Raw genomic sequence first — 15808 nt, 5'->3', positions numbered from 1 at the left:
CTTGATTCGTTGATGGGTTCAGCGAAGTTCGATTGCGCCGCGCGTGGCGAGCGCGGATGGCGTGACGTAATGCGTGCTGGCGGCGCGACGGTTGGCGAGTGCATAGGCACAGGCGAGGTTGAGCGCGGCGCCGAGCAGATAGAGCGTGTAGAAGCCCTGGCTAAAACCCCAGGATGTGGTGGCGAGCGCGGTGCCCGCAAGCATGCCGCCGTGATGAACGATTCCTGGACAGCCTGCGTGCGCGGCGCGTCGCAGACGCGACGAGCGGATCAGCGCGGGCAGCGTGAGCGCGTCGAGCAGCGCGAAAGCTGGCGCCGCGAAGATCGCCCAGGTCGAAAGCGCGTCGAGCGTGAGCGCGGCGAGCAACAGGCCGCGCAAGATAAAGAGCGCAAGCAGCGCATGCCGATGGTCGACGCGATCCGCGATCCAACCCAACGCGATGACGATGCCGAACGAAGCGGCTGCATGCGAAAGCGAAAACGGCCCGGCGGCGCAGATCGAAAAGAGTTGAAAGCGCGCGAGCACGCCGCTCGATAAACCGGCGACCAGGGCGGCGGCGAGCATGGCCGCATTGCCGCCCAATGCGATAGTCAAATCACGGCGTTCAATTGAACGATTGGGAATCCTTTGCAAATGCTTCGCTCGCAAATCATTCCACGTTGGAATCAGCGACGCGACGCCTATCAAAACCAGCATCGCGGCAAACGCGATCGAGATGGCATTCGCTTGCGCCGATGCCGCGCTCATCGCGATCATCGTCGTAATGAGCGCGGCGGCGATGGGCGTGACCGGTCGCGATGCGAATCGCCGTGCAAGTACCGCAGGCAGCAAGGCCATGGCCGCGAGCGCAAGTGCGCTGGCGGCGAGCGCGCCGACATGCGCGCCCGCGTGCATCGCTATCACCATCACGCCCGCCGCCAACGAGGCAGCGCCGCCCATCACCGCGCACCATGCGCACGCGTCGGCGAGTGTGCCGCGAACGCTCATGAATGAGAGACGGCGCATGGCTCGCTTACTTCTTGCTGCCGCAGCAGGTGGGAGCGCTGTCGGGCGCGCCGTCCTGCACACTATGCGGATCGCGTCCGCCCGGCAGATCCATCGCCGGATTGCCGTCGAAGAAGTTATTCGGCTTGAGCATGAAGCCCGCGTATTCCACCGGCATCACCGGGAAATCTTCAGGCTTGCACACATGCGTATGACCGAAGCTGTGCCACAGCACGATGTCCTCATTCTCGACATTGCGATTCGCCTCGATATAGCGCGGCAGACCGTCGCCGCCCGCATGCTGATTCGGATAGTCGCCGCTCGCATAGCGCTGCGTGGTGTCGTACGGCGTGACCCACACATGACGCGTCGCGAAGCCGCCGCGCTGGCGCACCTTCGAGTTCGGATCAGCGAGCATCAGCGGCGAGTCGTTGACGATGAGCTTGTAGCCCGGATTCGCGCCCACGCGATTCTTCACATTCGGATTCACGACTTTCCAGAAGCGGCCGGTCTGACCGTTCGCATTGCGCGCCGCTTCCTGCTCGGTCTTGAGCACGCGCTTCGTGGTGTCGAACACGTTGCCGTACGGATTGCCTTCGCCCATCGGACGCGGCACGAATTCATGCTCCGTGACCGCATTCTTCTCGCCGTCGACCATCATGTGCAGACGCGCGTTGAAGAAGTGCTGATGCGTCGGGCCGCCGAGATTCTCGGTCACCATGCCGCCCCACGGATACGCGCCGCCATCGGCGACAGCCGAGGTCTGGATAATGCCCGTGAGCTTGCATTCCAGTTGGATCGTGCCGTCCTGATAGAAGTACCAGTAAAAGCCGTAATCGTAATTGCCGACCGTCGCGAAGAACGAAATCACGAGACGGCGCGAGCGGCGCATTTCGAAAACGCCGGTACGAAATTCATAATGCTTCCAGAGCGTGCCGTAATCTTCTTCGTGCAGGCACACGGCGTTTTTCATCGTGAAGCTATTGCCGAAATCGTCGGCGGACGGAATGTCGAAATAGCGGATCGTGCCCAGACAATCGCAGCCGAGTTCAAGTTGATTCGCGAGTTTGCCGAGCCCGTATTCGCCCGCATCGAACGCGCTTTTCCAGTAGTGATTCGTCGTGGGATCGGAGTAGGGCACGCACATCTCCGTCACGCTCGCGCGATAGATGATGGGGCGCGGTGCGTTCTTGCCATCGTCCCAGGTGATCTGGTTCAGCACGAGGCCTTCGCGCGGCGTGAAGCCCACGCGGAAGCTCCAGTTCTGCCATTTCACCTGCCAGCCGTCGATCGTGAAGCTCGGCCCTTCGGGCTGGCTGATCGAGAGCGGCTTCACCGTGTCGCGCGGCTCGCCGAGACTCGGCGTGTCGTAGTTGTGCTTTGCGCGCGGAATCGGAATGATGCGGCCATCGTCGACGAGTTCGATCACCTTCTGTTCGAGCAGATCGACCACGGCGACCACGCCTTCGATCGGATGCGCATAGCCGTTGTCGGTCACGTGCTCGCGGTAATAGCTCACGCAGCGCACGAGACGACGGCCGCCTTCGTTGGGCCGGTCGAACGCGCCCGCCGAAAACGGGTCCACCTGCACGCGTTCGAGATCGTCTTCGGTGAGGCCGCGCTTGAGCACGGCTGCGCGCCATGCCGGATCTTCTTTCACGATACGCTCGGCATTGATGAAGTCTTCGATCATCACGGGCGGCTGGCCGAACGGCGCGCTTTGCAGCGAGAGCGGCGTGCGCGATTCCACTTTTTTCTCGCGCAGATCGACGACGAATTCAATCGTTTGCGAACGCGTGCGATCGATGGCGATCACGAATGCACAGCGCGAAAAATAATCGCCTTGCCGCCAGGCGAGCACTTCGGCCTTGGGCGGATCGCGCAATTCGGTCACGGGAAAGCGGCCAAATTCGTCGAGCTGTTCGGCGGCCTTCACGATGTCACAGGCGAGCTGCATTTCAGCGAGACTCAGTGGGTCGAGCGGATGCGAATTCGAGGTCGTGTTCATAAGCATTTCGTAAGGATGTCGTTGAGCCGGAACAGCGCCGTTTGCGTCGCGTGCATTCGTGTATGAAGCACTGAATGCAGGGTGATTCGTTGTGCGAGGCCATGGGCGATGTCGTGCATCCATCGTAGAAACGCCGTATTTTTTTCGCGCTTGCAGAACGCGCCAAAGGGGCGATAGAGTGCGCCATACGTAGAGCGAACGAGAGCCGTCAGGCGAACGGAGCGAGACATGAAAAGAGTGCCTGTGAATAGCGGTTTTCCGATGATTCGCGGCGCCGTGATGGGCCCCATCGTGCGTGCGCTCGACGCCGCCGGCGCCCCTTGCGACGCGCTGCTCGGCGAGTTCGGACTGAGCCGCCGCCAGTTGTCGGACCCTTATGAAATCCTGCCGCTCGGGCGCTATGTCGAGGTGTTCGAACGCGCCGCGCAGGTGCTCGACGAACCGTGGCTTGGCCTGCGTCTGGGCAACGAATTGCAGCTCACGGAACTCGGTCCGGCCGGGCTCGTGTTCATGTCTTCGCCCACGCTCGGCTCCGCAATCCGTAGATTCACCGATGCGCTCGCTTCATGGCAAAGCGCGACGCTCGTCGACCTCGTCAGCGACAACGAATGGCCGATCTGGAGCTATCGCATCGCGCACGCGAACATCTGGCCGCGTCGTCAGGATGCCGAATACAGCGTGAGCGCGATGTGCCACATGATCCGCCTCGTGCGCGGCGCGCAATGGACGCCGGTCGAGATCCATTTCGAGCACGCCGCGCCCGCCGATATCAAGCCCTATATGCGGATTTTCCGCGTGCCGGTGCGGTTTCAGCAGCCGTCGAGCGGGGTGATCCTGCATCCGCACGACCTCGACGCGCCGCTCAAAAGCGCGGACAACCAGCTCGCGCGCCTGATGGAGCGCCACGCCACCGACCTCATTTCGCGCGATACCGTGCCCCACAATCTCGTCGATCAGGTGCGCGATCTCGTCACGCGGCGGCTCGCGCGCGAGAAGCTCGTGGTCGCCGACATCGCGCGCGATCTCGGTCTCTCGAACCGTTCCTTGCAACGCCATCTCGCGGAAGCGGGCACGTCGGTGCGCGAGATCATTCGCGACGAGCGCCAGCGCAACGTGGCCGTGCTGCGCGATCAGGATGGCATGACGAACGCGGCGGTCGCGCGCGCGGTGGGTTACGCCGACGCCACCGTGCTCTGGCGCGCCACGCGCAACTGGGCGCGGCCGGACAAATCACGCTGAATTGCCGGCTTCACGCCCTGTTTACAAATAGAAAGCTGACGCGCCTGTACGCGCGCGTCGATGTTTCCGTTCATTGATTCGTCATCCGAATCAAATTCGGTATTTTTGCCTCGTTAAGTAAAAACCCGCAGGTGCGTTGGCGCACTTTATCGAAAATTTGGCGCGGAAGGCCAGGTCGCCATATTTTTTAGCTGCCTACCATGCGCTCCAATCGAATCGAAAAATGAATCCCGGATGCAATCCGGGTTCAATCGGCGAGCTTCGATTCGACGAGCGCCAGGGCACACGGTTTTCATCGTGTCGTATGGCGAATATCAGACCAGACACCCGCAGAGGCAACGATGAATGAACCGTTTTCAACCGCCGGCCTCGTCGGCGACGACGCCGCTGACGCCGCTGACGCCTCGGCGCCCCAGCGCAGCCGCCTCGGCCTGTGGCAGATCGTGTTTCTCGTGATTTCGGCGGCCGCGCCGCTCACTGGCATGCTCGGCGCAGTGCCGCCCGCCATCAGCCTCGGCAATGGCGCGGGCATTCCAGGCGCCTTCGTGATCGCGGGCGTGGTGCTGCTCGTGTTCAGCGTGGGTTTCGCTTCGATGAGCCGTCACATCGTGCGCGCCGGCGCGTTCTACGCCTACATCACGGCGGGCCTCGGCCGTCCGCTCGGCATGGCGGGCGCGCTCGTCGCGCTGCTGTCGTACACCTGCATCCAGATTGCGCTGTACGGCCTGTTCGGCTTCTTCTGTACCGTCGTGTTCGGCCCGATGCTGCATAGCGCGCTGCCGTGGTACGCGTATTCGCTCGCGTGCCTCGCCATCGTGCAGATCACGGGTTTGCGCGGCATCGATCTCAACAGCCGTCTGCTCGGCGTGCTGATGTGCCTCGAAATGGGCATTCTGCTGGTGCTCTCGCTCGCCATCGTGATCCATCACGGCGGCCCCGACGGCCTCACGCTCGCGCCGTTCGCGCCGCAACACGTGTTCAGCGGCCACATGGGCATTGCCGTGATGTTCGCGCTCGCGTCGTTCATCGGTTTCGAAGCGACAGCGATTTACGGCAAGGAGTGCCGCGATCCGAAAGTGACGGTGCCGCGCGCGACCTATGTGTCGGTCTCGCTGATTCTGGTGTTCTTCGCGTTCGTCACGTGGGCAATCGTGTGCGCCTATGGCCTGAAAGACGTGGCCGATGTCGCGACCAAACAGCCCGGTGATTTCTGGTTCATGCAGTCGGCGAAATATCTCGGCGGCACCATGACCACGGCGATGAGCCTGCTGCTGCTCTCCAGCATCTTCGCGAGCCTGCTGTCGTTTCACAACACGATCGTGCGCTACATTCACGCGCTCTCGGTGGAAGGCCTGCTGCCCGCGAAGCTCGACCGCCTGCACCCGAAGTACGGCTCGCCGTATCTCGCGAGCTATCTGCAAACGCTTTCCGTGCTGGTGCCGATCGGCGTCTTCGTGCTCGTGGGCGCGGACCCGTTCAATATCGTCTTTAGCTGCACCTCGGCGCTGGGCACCATCGGCATCGTCATGTTGCAGGCGGTGACGAGCTTCGCCGTGGTCGCGTACTTTCGCGCCACGAAAAAGGACACGCGCTTCTGGCACGCGTTCGCGGCGCCGGTGCTCGGCGGTATCGGCCTCTTGTGGATCGGCTTCGTGCTGATCGGCAATCTCGACGCGCTCTCAGGCTCCGATAGCGCCGTCGTGCGCGCATTCCCGTGGATCGTGCTCGCGGTCGCCGTGCTCGGTATCGCGCTGGCCTTTGCGCTCAAGCGCGCGCGGCCCAACATCTACGCACGCTTCGGGCAGTAGGGCGCGTCGGTCTCTTCACACGCTTCGTCAACGCTTCATCCAGCACTACCTCCAGCAGTCAACACTGGCAGCAGCTACGCGGGCGGCGCGTGCGAACGACGCGCGCCGTAGCCCGGTCGCGTCCGGCGCATGACGGCCCGCGCGATCTCTCACTTCAAAAGACAACGACATGGCAGATATTTTCGTCAAGCGCACGGCGCTGGCGCTGGCTTCGTGCACCCTCGCGATCGGCGCGCACGCGCAGTCCACGGTCACGCTCTACGGCACCGTGGACGCCGGCATCGTCTATTCGTCGAACCAGCAAACCACGCACGCCGACGGCAGCACCGACGGTCATTCGAACTGGCAACTGGGCGGCGGCAATCTCGTGCCGTCGCGTTGGGGCCTCACGGGCAGCGAAGACATCGGCGGCGGCACCACGGTGAATTTCACGCTGGAAAACAGCCTGTTTACGCAGAACGGCGCGATGCTGCAAAGCGGCACGCTGTTCAACCGCAACGCGTGGGTCGGCGTCGCGAATGCAAACTACGGCACGCTCACGCTGGGGCGCCAATACGATCCGTTTTCCGATTACCTCGGCGCGTATGCGTCGAGCAATAACTGGGCGACGCTCTACGGCTCGCATTTCGGCGACGTCGATAACCTCAACGAAGCGTTCAACTTCAATAACTCGATCAAGTATCTGAGCCCGAGTTTCGGCGGCCTGACCGTGGGCGGCCTGTTCAGCCTCGGCGGTGTGGCCGGCGACTTCTCGAAGAATCGCGGCTGGTCGATCGCCGCGAATTACACGCACGGGCCGCTTTCGCTTTCAGCGGGCTATCTGCAATTGCATAATCCATTGCAGGCCGCGTTGGGCGGCGAGAGCGGCTATATCGGCGACTTCAGTTGCGCGAATGCCGATGCATCGTACTGCGAACTACAGAATGCGGAGAAAATCGACATCTGGGGCGCGGGCGGCTCGTATGTCGTCGGTCCGGTGACGCTGGCGCTGAGCTACACGCACACGCGTCTGTCGCAGAGCCAATACTTCGCGAGCACCGCTCAGCCGCAGGGCGCGAATATCTCGTTCGATATCGCCGAACTGAATACGATGTGGCAATACTCGCCCGCGCTGCAATTCGGCTTCGCCTATATTTTCAACGACGCACACCCAGGCGACAGCTCGTCGACGCGCATCCATCAGATCAACCTCGGCGCGGTCTATAACCTCTCGAAGCGGACCGCGCTCTATGCGGTCGCGATCGGCCAGAAGTCGACGGGCGCGGGACTCGGGATCGACGCATCGAGCGGGGCGACGCGCAACCTCGCGCAGATCCCGAATCTCGTGAACTCGGACAGCGACAAGCAACTGGCGGTGATCGCCGGGATTCGCCACAACTTCTGAGCGAGACGGCAGGCGGCGGGAGAAGAGGGCGCCGCCTCGCGTTGCACTGCGCCAGACGGCGCGCGCGGCGGCGCCTGGCCGCTTCGCGCGCCGGGCCGGCGGATCGGCGCTAGAATGGTCCGGTCCGCTTTCCGCGTGAGCCCTCGCATGAAAGTTGCCCTGTTCGTCCCGTGTTTCATCGACGCGTTCTACCCCGAAGTGGGGATCGCGACGCTCGAATTGCTGGAGCGGCTCGGCTGCGAGGTCGAGTATCCGCTGGAGCAGACCTGCTGCGGGCAGCCGATGGCCAACAGCGGCGCACAGGCCGACGCGGCGGGCGCGGAGCGCGTGTTCGTGCGCGCCTTTGCGGGCTACGATCATATCGTCGGGCCCTCGGCGAGCTGCGTGAACCACGTGCGCGACCACCTCACCGCCATCGAGCAGACCGACGAAGTGCGCCACGTGCGCGCCAACACGTATGAACTGGTCGAATTCCTGCACGACGTACTCGGCGCGCGCGATTTTCCGTGGGCCGAATTCCCGTGGCGCGTGGGCCTGCACAATAGCTGTAGCGCGCTGCGCCATCTGCACGAAGCGTCGATATCCGAGATCGCCGGCGCGCCGTTTTCCAAACCGCTCGCGCTGCTGCAACACGTAAAGGGCATCGAATTCGTGCAGCCCAAACGGCCCGACGAATGCTGCGGATTCGGCGGCACGTTCGCCGTGACGGAAGAAGCGGTGTCGGTGCGCATGGGCCAGGACAAGATCGTCGATCATGTGAGCGCGGGCGCGCAGTACATCGTCTCCGGCGACATGTCGTGCCTCATGCACCAGCAGGGCTGCGCGGAGCGCATGAAAGCCGACGTGCGCTTCATTCACATTGCGCAGGTGCTCAACGGAGCGCGCGCATGAGTGCCGATCCCGCCACGAAATCGAACGCGAGCGCGCCCGACACGCCGCGTCAAGCCAATGCAAATACGGGAAAGCGCGTCGAGCACGCGAAGCTCGCGGGCTCGTTTCTCGCGCATCCCGAACACGTCGACTTTCACGACAAACGCCTTTGGGATTTGCGTACGAAACGCGACGCGCAGGCGCACGCGATACCGGAATGGGAAACGTTGCGCACGCTCGCTTCGCAGATCAAGGCGCACACGCTTTCGCATCTGGCCGATTATCTCGACCAGTTCACGCGCGTGGCCGAAGCGAATGGTGTGAAAGTGCATTTCGCCGATACGGCGGGCGAGCACAACGAAACGGTTTTCCGTATCCTGAACGAGCGCGGCATCACGGCGCTGGTCAAGAGCAAATCGATGCTCACCGACGAATGCGACATGCGCCCTTATCTGGAGCAGCGCGGCATCGCGGTGATGGAAACCGATCTCGGCGAACGCATCCAGCAGCTCGACAAGCAGCCGCCGAGTCATATCGTCGTGCCCGCCGTGCATAAATTGCGCGACGACGTGGCTCAGGTGTTCGGCCGCACCATCGGCACCGACCCGCAGAACAACGACATTCATTATCTGGCCGAAAGCCAGCGCATGAACACGCGTCCATGGTTCGTGCGCGACCGCACGGCGGGCATGACGGGCTGCAATTTCGCAGTGGCGGAGACCGGCACCGTGGTGGTCTGCACGAACGAAGGCAACGCCGATCTCTCGGCCAACGTGCCGCCCATTCATATCGTGTCGATGGGCATCGAAAAACTCATTCCGCGCCTTTCCGATCTGGGCGTATTCATTCGCATGCTCTCGCGCAGCGCGCTCGGTTCGCCGATCACGCAATACACCTCGCATTTCCGCGCGCCGCGCGAAGGCGCGGAACTGCATTTCGTGCTCGTCGATAACGGCCGCAGCGCGCGGCTCGCGATGCCCGACTTCTGGTACTCGCTCAAGTGCATCCGTTGCGGCGCGTGCATGAATACGTGCCCGGTTTATCGGCGCAGCGGCGGGTTGTCGTATGGCAGCACCTATGCGGGTCCGATTGGCGCGATCATCAATCCGACCTTCGATCTGAAGCGATTCAGCGCGCTGCCGTTCGCGTCCACGCTCAATGGCAGTTGCACCAATGTGTGCCCCGTGAAGATCAATATTCACGAGCAGATTTATCAATGGCGCGAGGTCATCGCCGCGCAGCATGCGGTGCCGTTCGTCAAGCAGGAAGTGCTGAAGATGGCGGGCAAGCTGCTCGGGAGTCCGAAGCTCTATCGCGCGGCGGTGAGTTCGCTCGACGGCGCGCTGCGGCGGCTGCCGAATTTCGTGCTCTATAACCCGCTGAATATCTGGGGCCGTCAACGCACGCTGCCGCAGGCGCCGTCCACGACGTTCCATGCGTGGTATCGCAAACACCGCGGCAAGGGAGGCGGCGATGGCCAGCCGTGAGAGCTTTCTCGCGCGCGTGCGCGCCGCGCAACCGGCTGCGGAGCCGCTGCCCGACGTGCCGCTTTTCGACGCGCCGCCCGGCGACATTCGCGAGCGCTTCACCGCCGGTCTCACGCTGATGGGCGGAAAGACAGCGCAGGCCGCATCGGGCGGCGACGTGCGCGCGCTGATTCACGAACGCTTCGGCGCGCAGGTGTCGATCGTGTCGAGCACGCCCGAGGTGCCGGGCACGCGTGCGATCGATGCGCAGACGCCGCCCGCGTCGCTCGAAGACGTGCAGGTGGGCGTCGTGCGCGCGCGCTTCGGCGTGGCGGAAACGGGTTCGGTCTGGCTGAGCGAACGCGAGTACGGCGTGAACGCGCTCGGCTATCTCGTGCAGCATCTTTACGTGCTGCTCGATCCCGCCGCTATCGTGGCGGGTTTGCAGGACGCGTATCGGCGCGACGATTTTCGTCACGCGCGCTACGCGGTGCTGGTCACGGGGCCGTCCGCGACCGCCGATATCGAGGGCGTGCTGATTCAGGGCGCGCAAGGGGTGAGATCGCTGACCGTCGTATGGCTGCCCGCGCACTGAATCGCGCCGGGCCGCGCGCGCACGACATCGACGCGATCTTGCAGGCCGGGCAGTCACGCGAGCGACGATGGTCATCCACATTCTTCTACTGAGCGGTTTTCTGCTGGCGAGTATCGCGCTGGTGCAGGCCGTGAGCCTGCGTTTCGCGCTGTCCGAGTCGGTGCTGCTCGCGGCCTGGGGTTTCGCGCTGGGCGGCATCTATATGCTGAGCGGCGATCTGTGGCCGCAACTCGCGTCGAGTGTCGTCACGCCCACGTTTGCGCCGCGCCTGCCGCCCGAAGCCTATCTCTGGATCTTCCTGCCGCTGCTGCTGTTCCAGGCCGCGCTCAGCGTGAACGTGCGCGAGATGCTCGGCGACGCCGCGCCCATTCTGCTGCTCGCGGTCGTGGCCGTGTTCGTGGCGACGGCGATGGTCGGCGGCAGCATCGGCCTCACGGGACTCGGGCCGGTCACCGACGGCCTGCTGCTCGGCGCGATGGTCGCCACCACCGATCCATCGGCGGTGCTCGCGGTGTTCCGTGAAGTGGGCGCGCCCGCGCGCCTCGTGCGGCTCGTGGAAGGCGAGAGCCTGCTCAACGACGCGGCGGCGATCGCCATCGCGAGCGTGCTGATCGCGGCCATCACCGGCGATGTCGCCGCGGCCACGGCAGGCGCGGCGCTGCGCACGCTCGCCATCGAACTCGTCGGCGGCCTCGCGTTGGGCGCACTGGCCGGACGCGCGATCGCGTATCTGCTGCCGAATCTGGGCGGCGAGGGCAAGGCCGAAATTTCGCTGAGCTTTGCGCTGCCGTATCCGCTCTATCTGCTCGCCGACCAGGTGCTGCACGTCTCGGGCGTGGTGGCGGTGGTGGCGGCGGGCCTCGTCATCAGCGGGCTCGGGCGCACGCGTCTGTCGCCGCGTAACTGGGAGCATCTGCAATTGATCTGGGAGCAGGTCGCGGCGATGGCGGGCGCGGCGATCTTCTTGCTCGCGGCCATGCAGATTCCCGCGACATTGAGCGCGGCGCACTGGGGCGATCTGCTCGCGCTCGTCGTGGTGGTGGTCGCGGCACTGCTGGCGCGTCTGGTGGTCGCGTTCGGCATGCTGCCGCTATTGAGCAAGCTGAAGCTCACCGAGCCCGTGAGCGCCGCCTACAAACTCGTGATCGCGTGGGGCGGGTTGCGCGGCGCGGTCACGCTCGTGCTCGCGCTCGGCCTCGCGCAGAACGAGGCGCTGCCCGAGAGCACGCGCCGCTTCGTGGCGATCCTCGCCACCGGCTTCGTGCTCGTGAGCCTGATCGTGAACGGCTCGTCGCTGAAGCTGTTGATCAAGCGCCTGAAGCTCGATCTGCTGTCGCCGCAAGAGGCCGCGCTTCAGCAGCAGGCGGTGCAGTTGTCGTCGATCCGCGTGTCGGAGGAAGTGCACGCGGCGGCGCGCACGTTCCGCATTGCCGATGCCATCGCCGAGGAAGCGTGCAGCACCTTTCGCCGCAGCATCGACCTGTGCGCGACGGCGTTCGATATCGAGGTCGCGCTGTCCGAGCGCGAGCGGCTCGCGATCGGTCTCGTCACGCTGGCTTCGAAGGAGCGCGATCTGATTCCGCGCTATGGCAGCGGCATCATCACCGTGCGCAATCTCGACGCGATGATGCAGAACACCGACGCCATGATCGAGGAGTCGCGCGTGGCGGGCCGCATCGGCTATCAGCGCGCGGCGGCGCGCATTCTCGAAGACACGCCGGGCCTGCGCCTTGGGCGCTTTCTCGCGCGCTGGCTGCATATTACGCAGCCGTATTCGGATGCGCTCGCCGATCGTTTCGAACTCCTGATGTGTCGCCGCGTGGTGCTGCACGAGCTTTACGGGTTTTCGGAAACGAGCCTCACGCCGCTGCTCGGCGCGCGGCTCGCGAAACTGCTCGGCACCATTTTGAAAGGGCGTATCGAAGCGGTGGAGCGCGGGCTCGACGACGTGCGCCGTTGCTTTGGCCACGGCGCGGACGTGCTGGAGCGCCGCATGATGCTGCTCTATGCGTTGCGTGAAGGACGCGCGCGCGTGGTCGATATGTACGAGGACCGCTCGATCTCGAAGGAGATTTACGACTCGATCCGCCGCGAACTGGATGTGGCGTGGAAGCTTGCGGTGCCGCGCGCGCATCCGGGCGTGCTGCTGCCCTCGGGCGGGGCGCTCGCGCACGAGGACGCCGCGCCGGTGCCGATCGACGAAGCGGATGCTGTGCGCGATGCCGCCGCCGCTGCTGCGCCAAGCGAGCCCGTCGCGCAAGTGTCGGGCGACGAAAATACGAACGAAGTCGTGAACGCAAGCGCGCAGGAAAGCACGCAGGAAAGCACGACGACAAGCGCCGCCGAACCGCGAGCCGAGCCATGACCGAACTCGGCTCCGCTGCGCTCGTCTTCGTGCTGCTGCTTGGCGGCGCCGGGCTCGGCGTGTTGCTCAAGCCGTTGTTGCCTGAGGAGCATCGCAAGCACGAGACCGTGCAGCTCGTGCAACTGGTGGTCGGCATGCTGGTGACGTTCGCGGCGCTCGTGCTGAGCTTGCTGACCGCGTCGGCGAAAACGAGCTACGACACCGCCACCGACGACATGCGCGCCTACGCGGCGGAACTTATCCAGCTCGATTCGCGTCTGCGTGACTATGGCGAAGGCGCGGATGCCGCACGCAAGGCGCTGCGCATCTACACGGCGGCGGCGATCGCGTCGACATGGCCGCAGGAGAGCGCGCCGCCGGGCAACTATTATCCGCGCGTGCCGGCCGCGCGCGCAGACGAACTGGAGAGCACGCAGCTCGGCGCGATGCTGAACACGGTCGCGCATCAGATTGCGCTGTTCGAGCCACACGACCGTTATCAGGCGGCGCTGGCGACGCGGCTCGGCGACCTGTTCGCGCGCGTGCGCGACACGCGATGGCGATTGATCGAGGAGGCGCACGGCACGATTTCGCGACCGTTTTTCGCGATGCTCACGCTCTGGCTCATCCTGATCTTCCTGAGCTTCGGGCTGGTCGCGCCGCATAACTCGCTGGCCGCCGCGATGATCGTGCTGGGCGCGGTGTCGATTTCGTCGTCGGTGTATGTGATCGTCGATCTCGACACGCCGTTTTCAGGGCAGATCATCATCGAGAGCGACGCGATGCGCGACGCGCTCCGGCATATGGATGTGCCGCGCGAACCGGGTGTGCTGTTGCCGCGTGCGCAATGATACGCGGCGTTGCGCTAGACTCGCGCGCATCGATTGGAATCAGGAACAGGAGGTCACCGATGCCGCGCAAGACACTCAACGCATCGCGTTTGCAGGACGAAGTGAAGCGCCGCCTTCAGCGCTTGCAGGAAGTGGTGGAGGACGGCGTGAAGATCGTCGTGCCGCGCCCGCAATGGCAAGCCGCTGACCGCGCGGGCTGCAACTGGACGATGAAGCATTTCGGCAACGCGGCCGGTTTCGAGGCGAGTATCGCCAGCGTGCTCGCGCAGGTGCAGGCGGAGTACAACCTCGCGGCGGAAGGCGAGGAGACGGACGACGACGAGGAGGCTTCGCGCCGCGCGGCTGCCGATCCGTTCGGCGGCGCGGGCGCGTCGAATGCGCCGGTCAATCCGTTTGGCGAGACGACGCGCGCCGCGAAGGCGAATCCGTTCGGTGAGGCGGCTTCCGCGAAATCGGACGACGATCCGTTCGGCGCGCCGTCGAGTTCCGACGACAGCACGAACGAGCCGCCGCGCAAGCGCCCGGCGAACCCGTTCGGCGACTGACGCCGCTTAACTCTCCGGCGTGGCCGCCTTGCGCGGACGGCGCGGGCGGGCCGGGGTTTTCTTCGGCGCTTTCTTCTTCTTGGGCGCGTCCGCTTCGGCCGCTGGGGATTCGGCGGACTCGGCCGTCACCCTGGCTTGCGGCGCGGCGTGGTCCGTCACAGGCGCTTCGGCGTGCGCGCCTTCATGGGCGCCGTCGTGCGCGATCTCGGCGGCAGGCTTGGCGGCCTTCTTGCGCGCGGTGCTCTTGCGCGAGGCGGTCTTGCGGGCGCGGCGGGGCGCTTCGGGTTCCGTTTCGGCCGGAGTGTGCGATTCGGCTTCGGCTGCGCCGGACGCGTCGCTGTCGAACGGCGGCGTCTCGAACAGCGGCATCGCCGCGTCGTCCTCGCGCGTGTCGGCGAACAGATCGCCGTGACGCGTCCCGGACTCGAACACCTGCACGTCTTCGTGCTCGCTCGCCTCGAACGCCACCGTGGCGTCGTTCGATTCATGCGATGCGCGTGACTCGTCGGCCTGCGTCTGCGCGTTGCGGCCGTTGCGGCGGCCCTTGCGGCGCGAGCGCGATTCGTCGTTGCGCGGCGCGGGCGTTTCCTCGGCGGCGGCCGTCGCAGAAGCCGGCGCGTCAGTAGCGGTGGAAGTCGCGGCGGCAGCGGGCGCGCTCGTGCGCGTCACATAGGTGCCCGACTTCTCGTCGCGGCCCACTTCGAGCAGGCCGCGCGCCTGCGCTTCCTCAAGCAGATTGCCGAACGCGCGAAAGCCGTAGCGCGCCTCGTTGAAGTCGGGACGGCGGCGCTTGATCGCGCTCTTGAGCACCGACGCCCAGATCTTGCCGCTGTCGCCGCGCTCGTAACCGAGCGCATCGAGCGTTTCCACGGCGAGCGCGATGGCCTTGGCCTTGCGCTCCTCGCCGCGGTCCTCGGCGTTGTCGGTCTTGGCCTGACGCTCGTCGCCGCCCTGGCGTTTCGCGTTCGCGCCGCCGTCGCGGCCCTTGCCGCGCGACTGCTGCTCGCGCACGAGTTCGCGCACCAGGTCGTCGTAGAAAATGAATTCGTCGCAATTCGCGACCAGCAGATCGGAGGTGGAGTGCCGCACGCCCACGCCGATCACCTTCTTCGCGTTCTCGCGCAGCTTCGAGACGAGCGGCGAGAAGTCGGAGTCGCCGCTCACGATCACGAAGGTGTCGACGTGCGATTTCGTGTAGCAGAGATCGAGCGCATCCACGACGAGGCGGATATCGGCGGAATTCTTGCCGGACTGGCGCACGTGCGGGATTTCGATCAGCTCGAAACTCGCTTCGTGCATCGAGGCCTTGAAGCCCTTGTAGCGTTCCCAGTCGCAATAAGCCTTTTTCACGACGATGCTGCCCTTGAGCAGCAGGCGTTCGAGCACCGGCTTGATATCGAAGCGGTCGATCTTCGCGTCGCGCACGCCGAGCGCGACGTTCTCGAAGTCGCAGAACACCGCCATGCTGACGTTTTCCTGAGGGGAGGCCATGTGATTCGTTTGTTCCATCTACGGTACGAACGCACATGATAGCCCCTCGCGCGCAGGCGGGCGAAAAACCGGCGATGGGCCGTGCGCAATCGAGACGATTTCGGTATCAATCTGCGATATCGATTCGATATCAATCGGCGGCGTTGATCCGCTATCACTCCGCTGTTCGGCGGGCCATATCAGTTCATCTATGAAACGACGCGGGACGTTCAATCCGTTGCGC

Annotated in this window: 11 protein-coding genes and 1 pseudogene; 9 read left to right on the top strand and 3 right to left on the bottom strand. The window is 64.6% G+C overall.

From position 1 onward, the window contains the following. Nucleotides 1-18 precede the first annotated feature (18 nt). Complete coding sequence (locus U4Y88_RS06910) at nt 19-1068, bottom strand: hypothetical protein (RefSeq protein ID WP_321783133.1); 1050 nt, start codon at nt 1066-1068, stop codon at nt 19-21. After that, nucleotides 1013-2992 (bottom strand): primary-amine oxidase, encoded by a 1980-nt coding sequence (locus tag U4Y88_RS06905; protein ID WP_321783131.1) that lies wholly within the window; start codon nt 2990-2992, stop codon nt 1013-1015. The genes U4Y88_RS06910 and U4Y88_RS06905 overlap by 56 nt, the downstream gene beginning before the upstream one ends. Nucleotides 2993-3220: 228 nt before the next feature. On the opposite strand from U4Y88_RS06905, the gene U4Y88_RS06900 reads away from it, so the two are divergent. The 9 genes and pseudogenes from U4Y88_RS06900 to U4Y88_RS06860 form a co-directional block, all read left to right on the top strand. Then, entirely contained in the window at nt 3221-4231 is a 1011-nt protein-coding gene (locus U4Y88_RS06900; protein WP_321783129.1) for an AraC family transcriptional regulator, read from the top strand. A 341-nt stretch (nt 4232-4572) separates the two neighbouring features. Then, the gene (locus U4Y88_RS06895; protein ID WP_321783127.1) at nt 4573-6039 is read left to right on the top strand and encodes an APC family permease; all 1467 of its coding nucleotides are present in this window, start codon (nt 4573-4575) and stop codon (nt 6037-6039) included. A 169-nt stretch (nt 6040-6208) separates the two neighbouring features. Next, the gene (locus U4Y88_RS06890; RefSeq protein ID WP_321783125.1) at nt 6209-7423 is read left to right on the top strand and encodes a porin; all 1215 of its coding nucleotides are present in this window, start codon (nt 6209-6211) and stop codon (nt 7421-7423) included. Nucleotides 7424-7570: 147 nt separating this feature from the next. Continuing rightward, the gene (locus U4Y88_RS06885; protein WP_224012423.1) at nt 7571-8314 is read left to right on the top strand and encodes a (Fe-S)-binding protein; all 744 of its coding nucleotides are present in this window, start codon (nt 7571-7573) and stop codon (nt 8312-8314) included. Then, nucleotides 8311-9780 carry a lactate utilization protein B gene (locus tag U4Y88_RS06880; RefSeq protein WP_321783123.1) on the top strand — a complete coding sequence of 490 codons (1470 nt, stop codon included), beginning with the start codon at nt 8311-8313 and terminating at the stop codon, nt 9778-9780. Before U4Y88_RS06885 ends, U4Y88_RS06880 begins: the two co-directional genes overlap by 4 nt. Then, nucleotides 9767-10354, top strand: a complete 588-nt coding sequence (locus U4Y88_RS06875; protein ID WP_321783121.1) for a LutC/YkgG family protein — start codon at nt 9767-9769, stop codon at nt 10352-10354. The genes U4Y88_RS06880 and U4Y88_RS06875 overlap by 14 nt, the downstream gene beginning before the upstream one ends. 67 nt (nt 10355-10421) lie before the next feature. Beyond that, the gene (locus U4Y88_RS06870) at nt 10422-12719 is read left to right on the top strand and encodes a cation:proton antiporter (protein WP_321783119.1); all 2298 of its coding nucleotides are present in this window, start codon (nt 10422-10424) and stop codon (nt 12717-12719) included. Next, the gene (locus U4Y88_RS06865) at nt 12716-13549 is read left to right on the top strand and encodes a hypothetical protein (protein WP_321783117.1); all 834 of its coding nucleotides are present in this window, start codon (nt 12716-12718) and stop codon (nt 13547-13549) included. The genes U4Y88_RS06870 and U4Y88_RS06865 overlap by 4 nt, the downstream gene beginning before the upstream one ends. Before the next feature lie 59 nt (nt 13550-13608). Further along, nucleotides 13609-13860 (top strand): annotated as a pseudogene (locus U4Y88_RS06860) (hypothetical protein); the annotation flags it as partial. A 240-nt stretch (nt 13861-14100) separates the two neighbouring features. Here the strand turns inward: U4Y88_RS06860 and U4Y88_RS06855 are convergent. After that, complete coding sequence (locus U4Y88_RS06855) at nt 14101-15585, bottom strand: NYN domain-containing protein (RefSeq protein WP_321783115.1); 1485 nt, start codon at nt 15583-15585, stop codon at nt 14101-14103. Between the last annotated feature and the right edge of the window lie 223 nt (nt 15586-15808).

Source organism: Paraburkholderia sp. J94 (assembly GCF_905220285.1).
Taxonomy (GTDB): Bacteria; Pseudomonadota; Gammaproteobacteria; order Burkholderiales; family Burkholderiaceae; genus Paraburkholderia; species Paraburkholderia tropica_A.
The sequence above is the reverse complement of the archived record's forward strand: the minus strand, read 5'-3'. Positions and strand labels throughout refer to the sequence as shown.

Bases quoted from the DNA above. Each gene is read 5' to 3' on its own strand.
- U4Y88_RS06905 (WP_321783131.1), bottom strand. From the start codon at position 2,992: ATGAACACGACCTCGAATTCGCATCCGCTCGACCCACTGAGTCTCGCT.
- U4Y88_RS06900 (WP_321783129.1), top strand. From the start codon at position 3,221: ATGAAAAGAGTGCCTGTGAATAGCGGTTTTCCGATGATTCGCGGCGCC.
- U4Y88_RS06895 (WP_321783127.1), top strand. From the start codon at position 4,573: ATGAATGAACCGTTTTCAACCGCCGGCCTCGTCGGCGACGACGCCGCT.
- U4Y88_RS06890 (WP_321783125.1), top strand. From the start codon at position 6,209: ATGGCAGATATTTTCGTCAAGCGCACGGCGCTGGCGCTGGCTTCGTGC.
- U4Y88_RS06885 (WP_224012423.1), top strand. From the start codon at position 7,571: ATGAAAGTTGCCCTGTTCGTCCCGTGTTTCATCGACGCGTTCTACCCC.
- U4Y88_RS06880 (WP_321783123.1), top strand. From the start codon at position 8,311: ATGAGTGCCGATCCCGCCACGAAATCGAACGCGAGCGCGCCCGACACG.
- U4Y88_RS06875 (WP_321783121.1), top strand. From the start codon at position 9,767: ATGGCCAGCCGTGAGAGCTTTCTCGCGCGCGTGCGCGCCGCGCAACCG.
- U4Y88_RS06870 (WP_321783119.1), top strand. From the start codon at position 10,422: ATGGTCATCCACATTCTTCTACTGAGCGGTTTTCTGCTGGCGAGTATC.
- U4Y88_RS06865 (WP_321783117.1), top strand. From the start codon at position 12,716: ATGACCGAACTCGGCTCCGCTGCGCTCGTCTTCGTGCTGCTGCTTGGC.
- U4Y88_RS06855 (WP_321783115.1), bottom strand. From the start codon at position 15,585: ATGGCCTCCCCTCAGGAAAACGTCAGCATGGCGGTGTTCTGCGACTTC.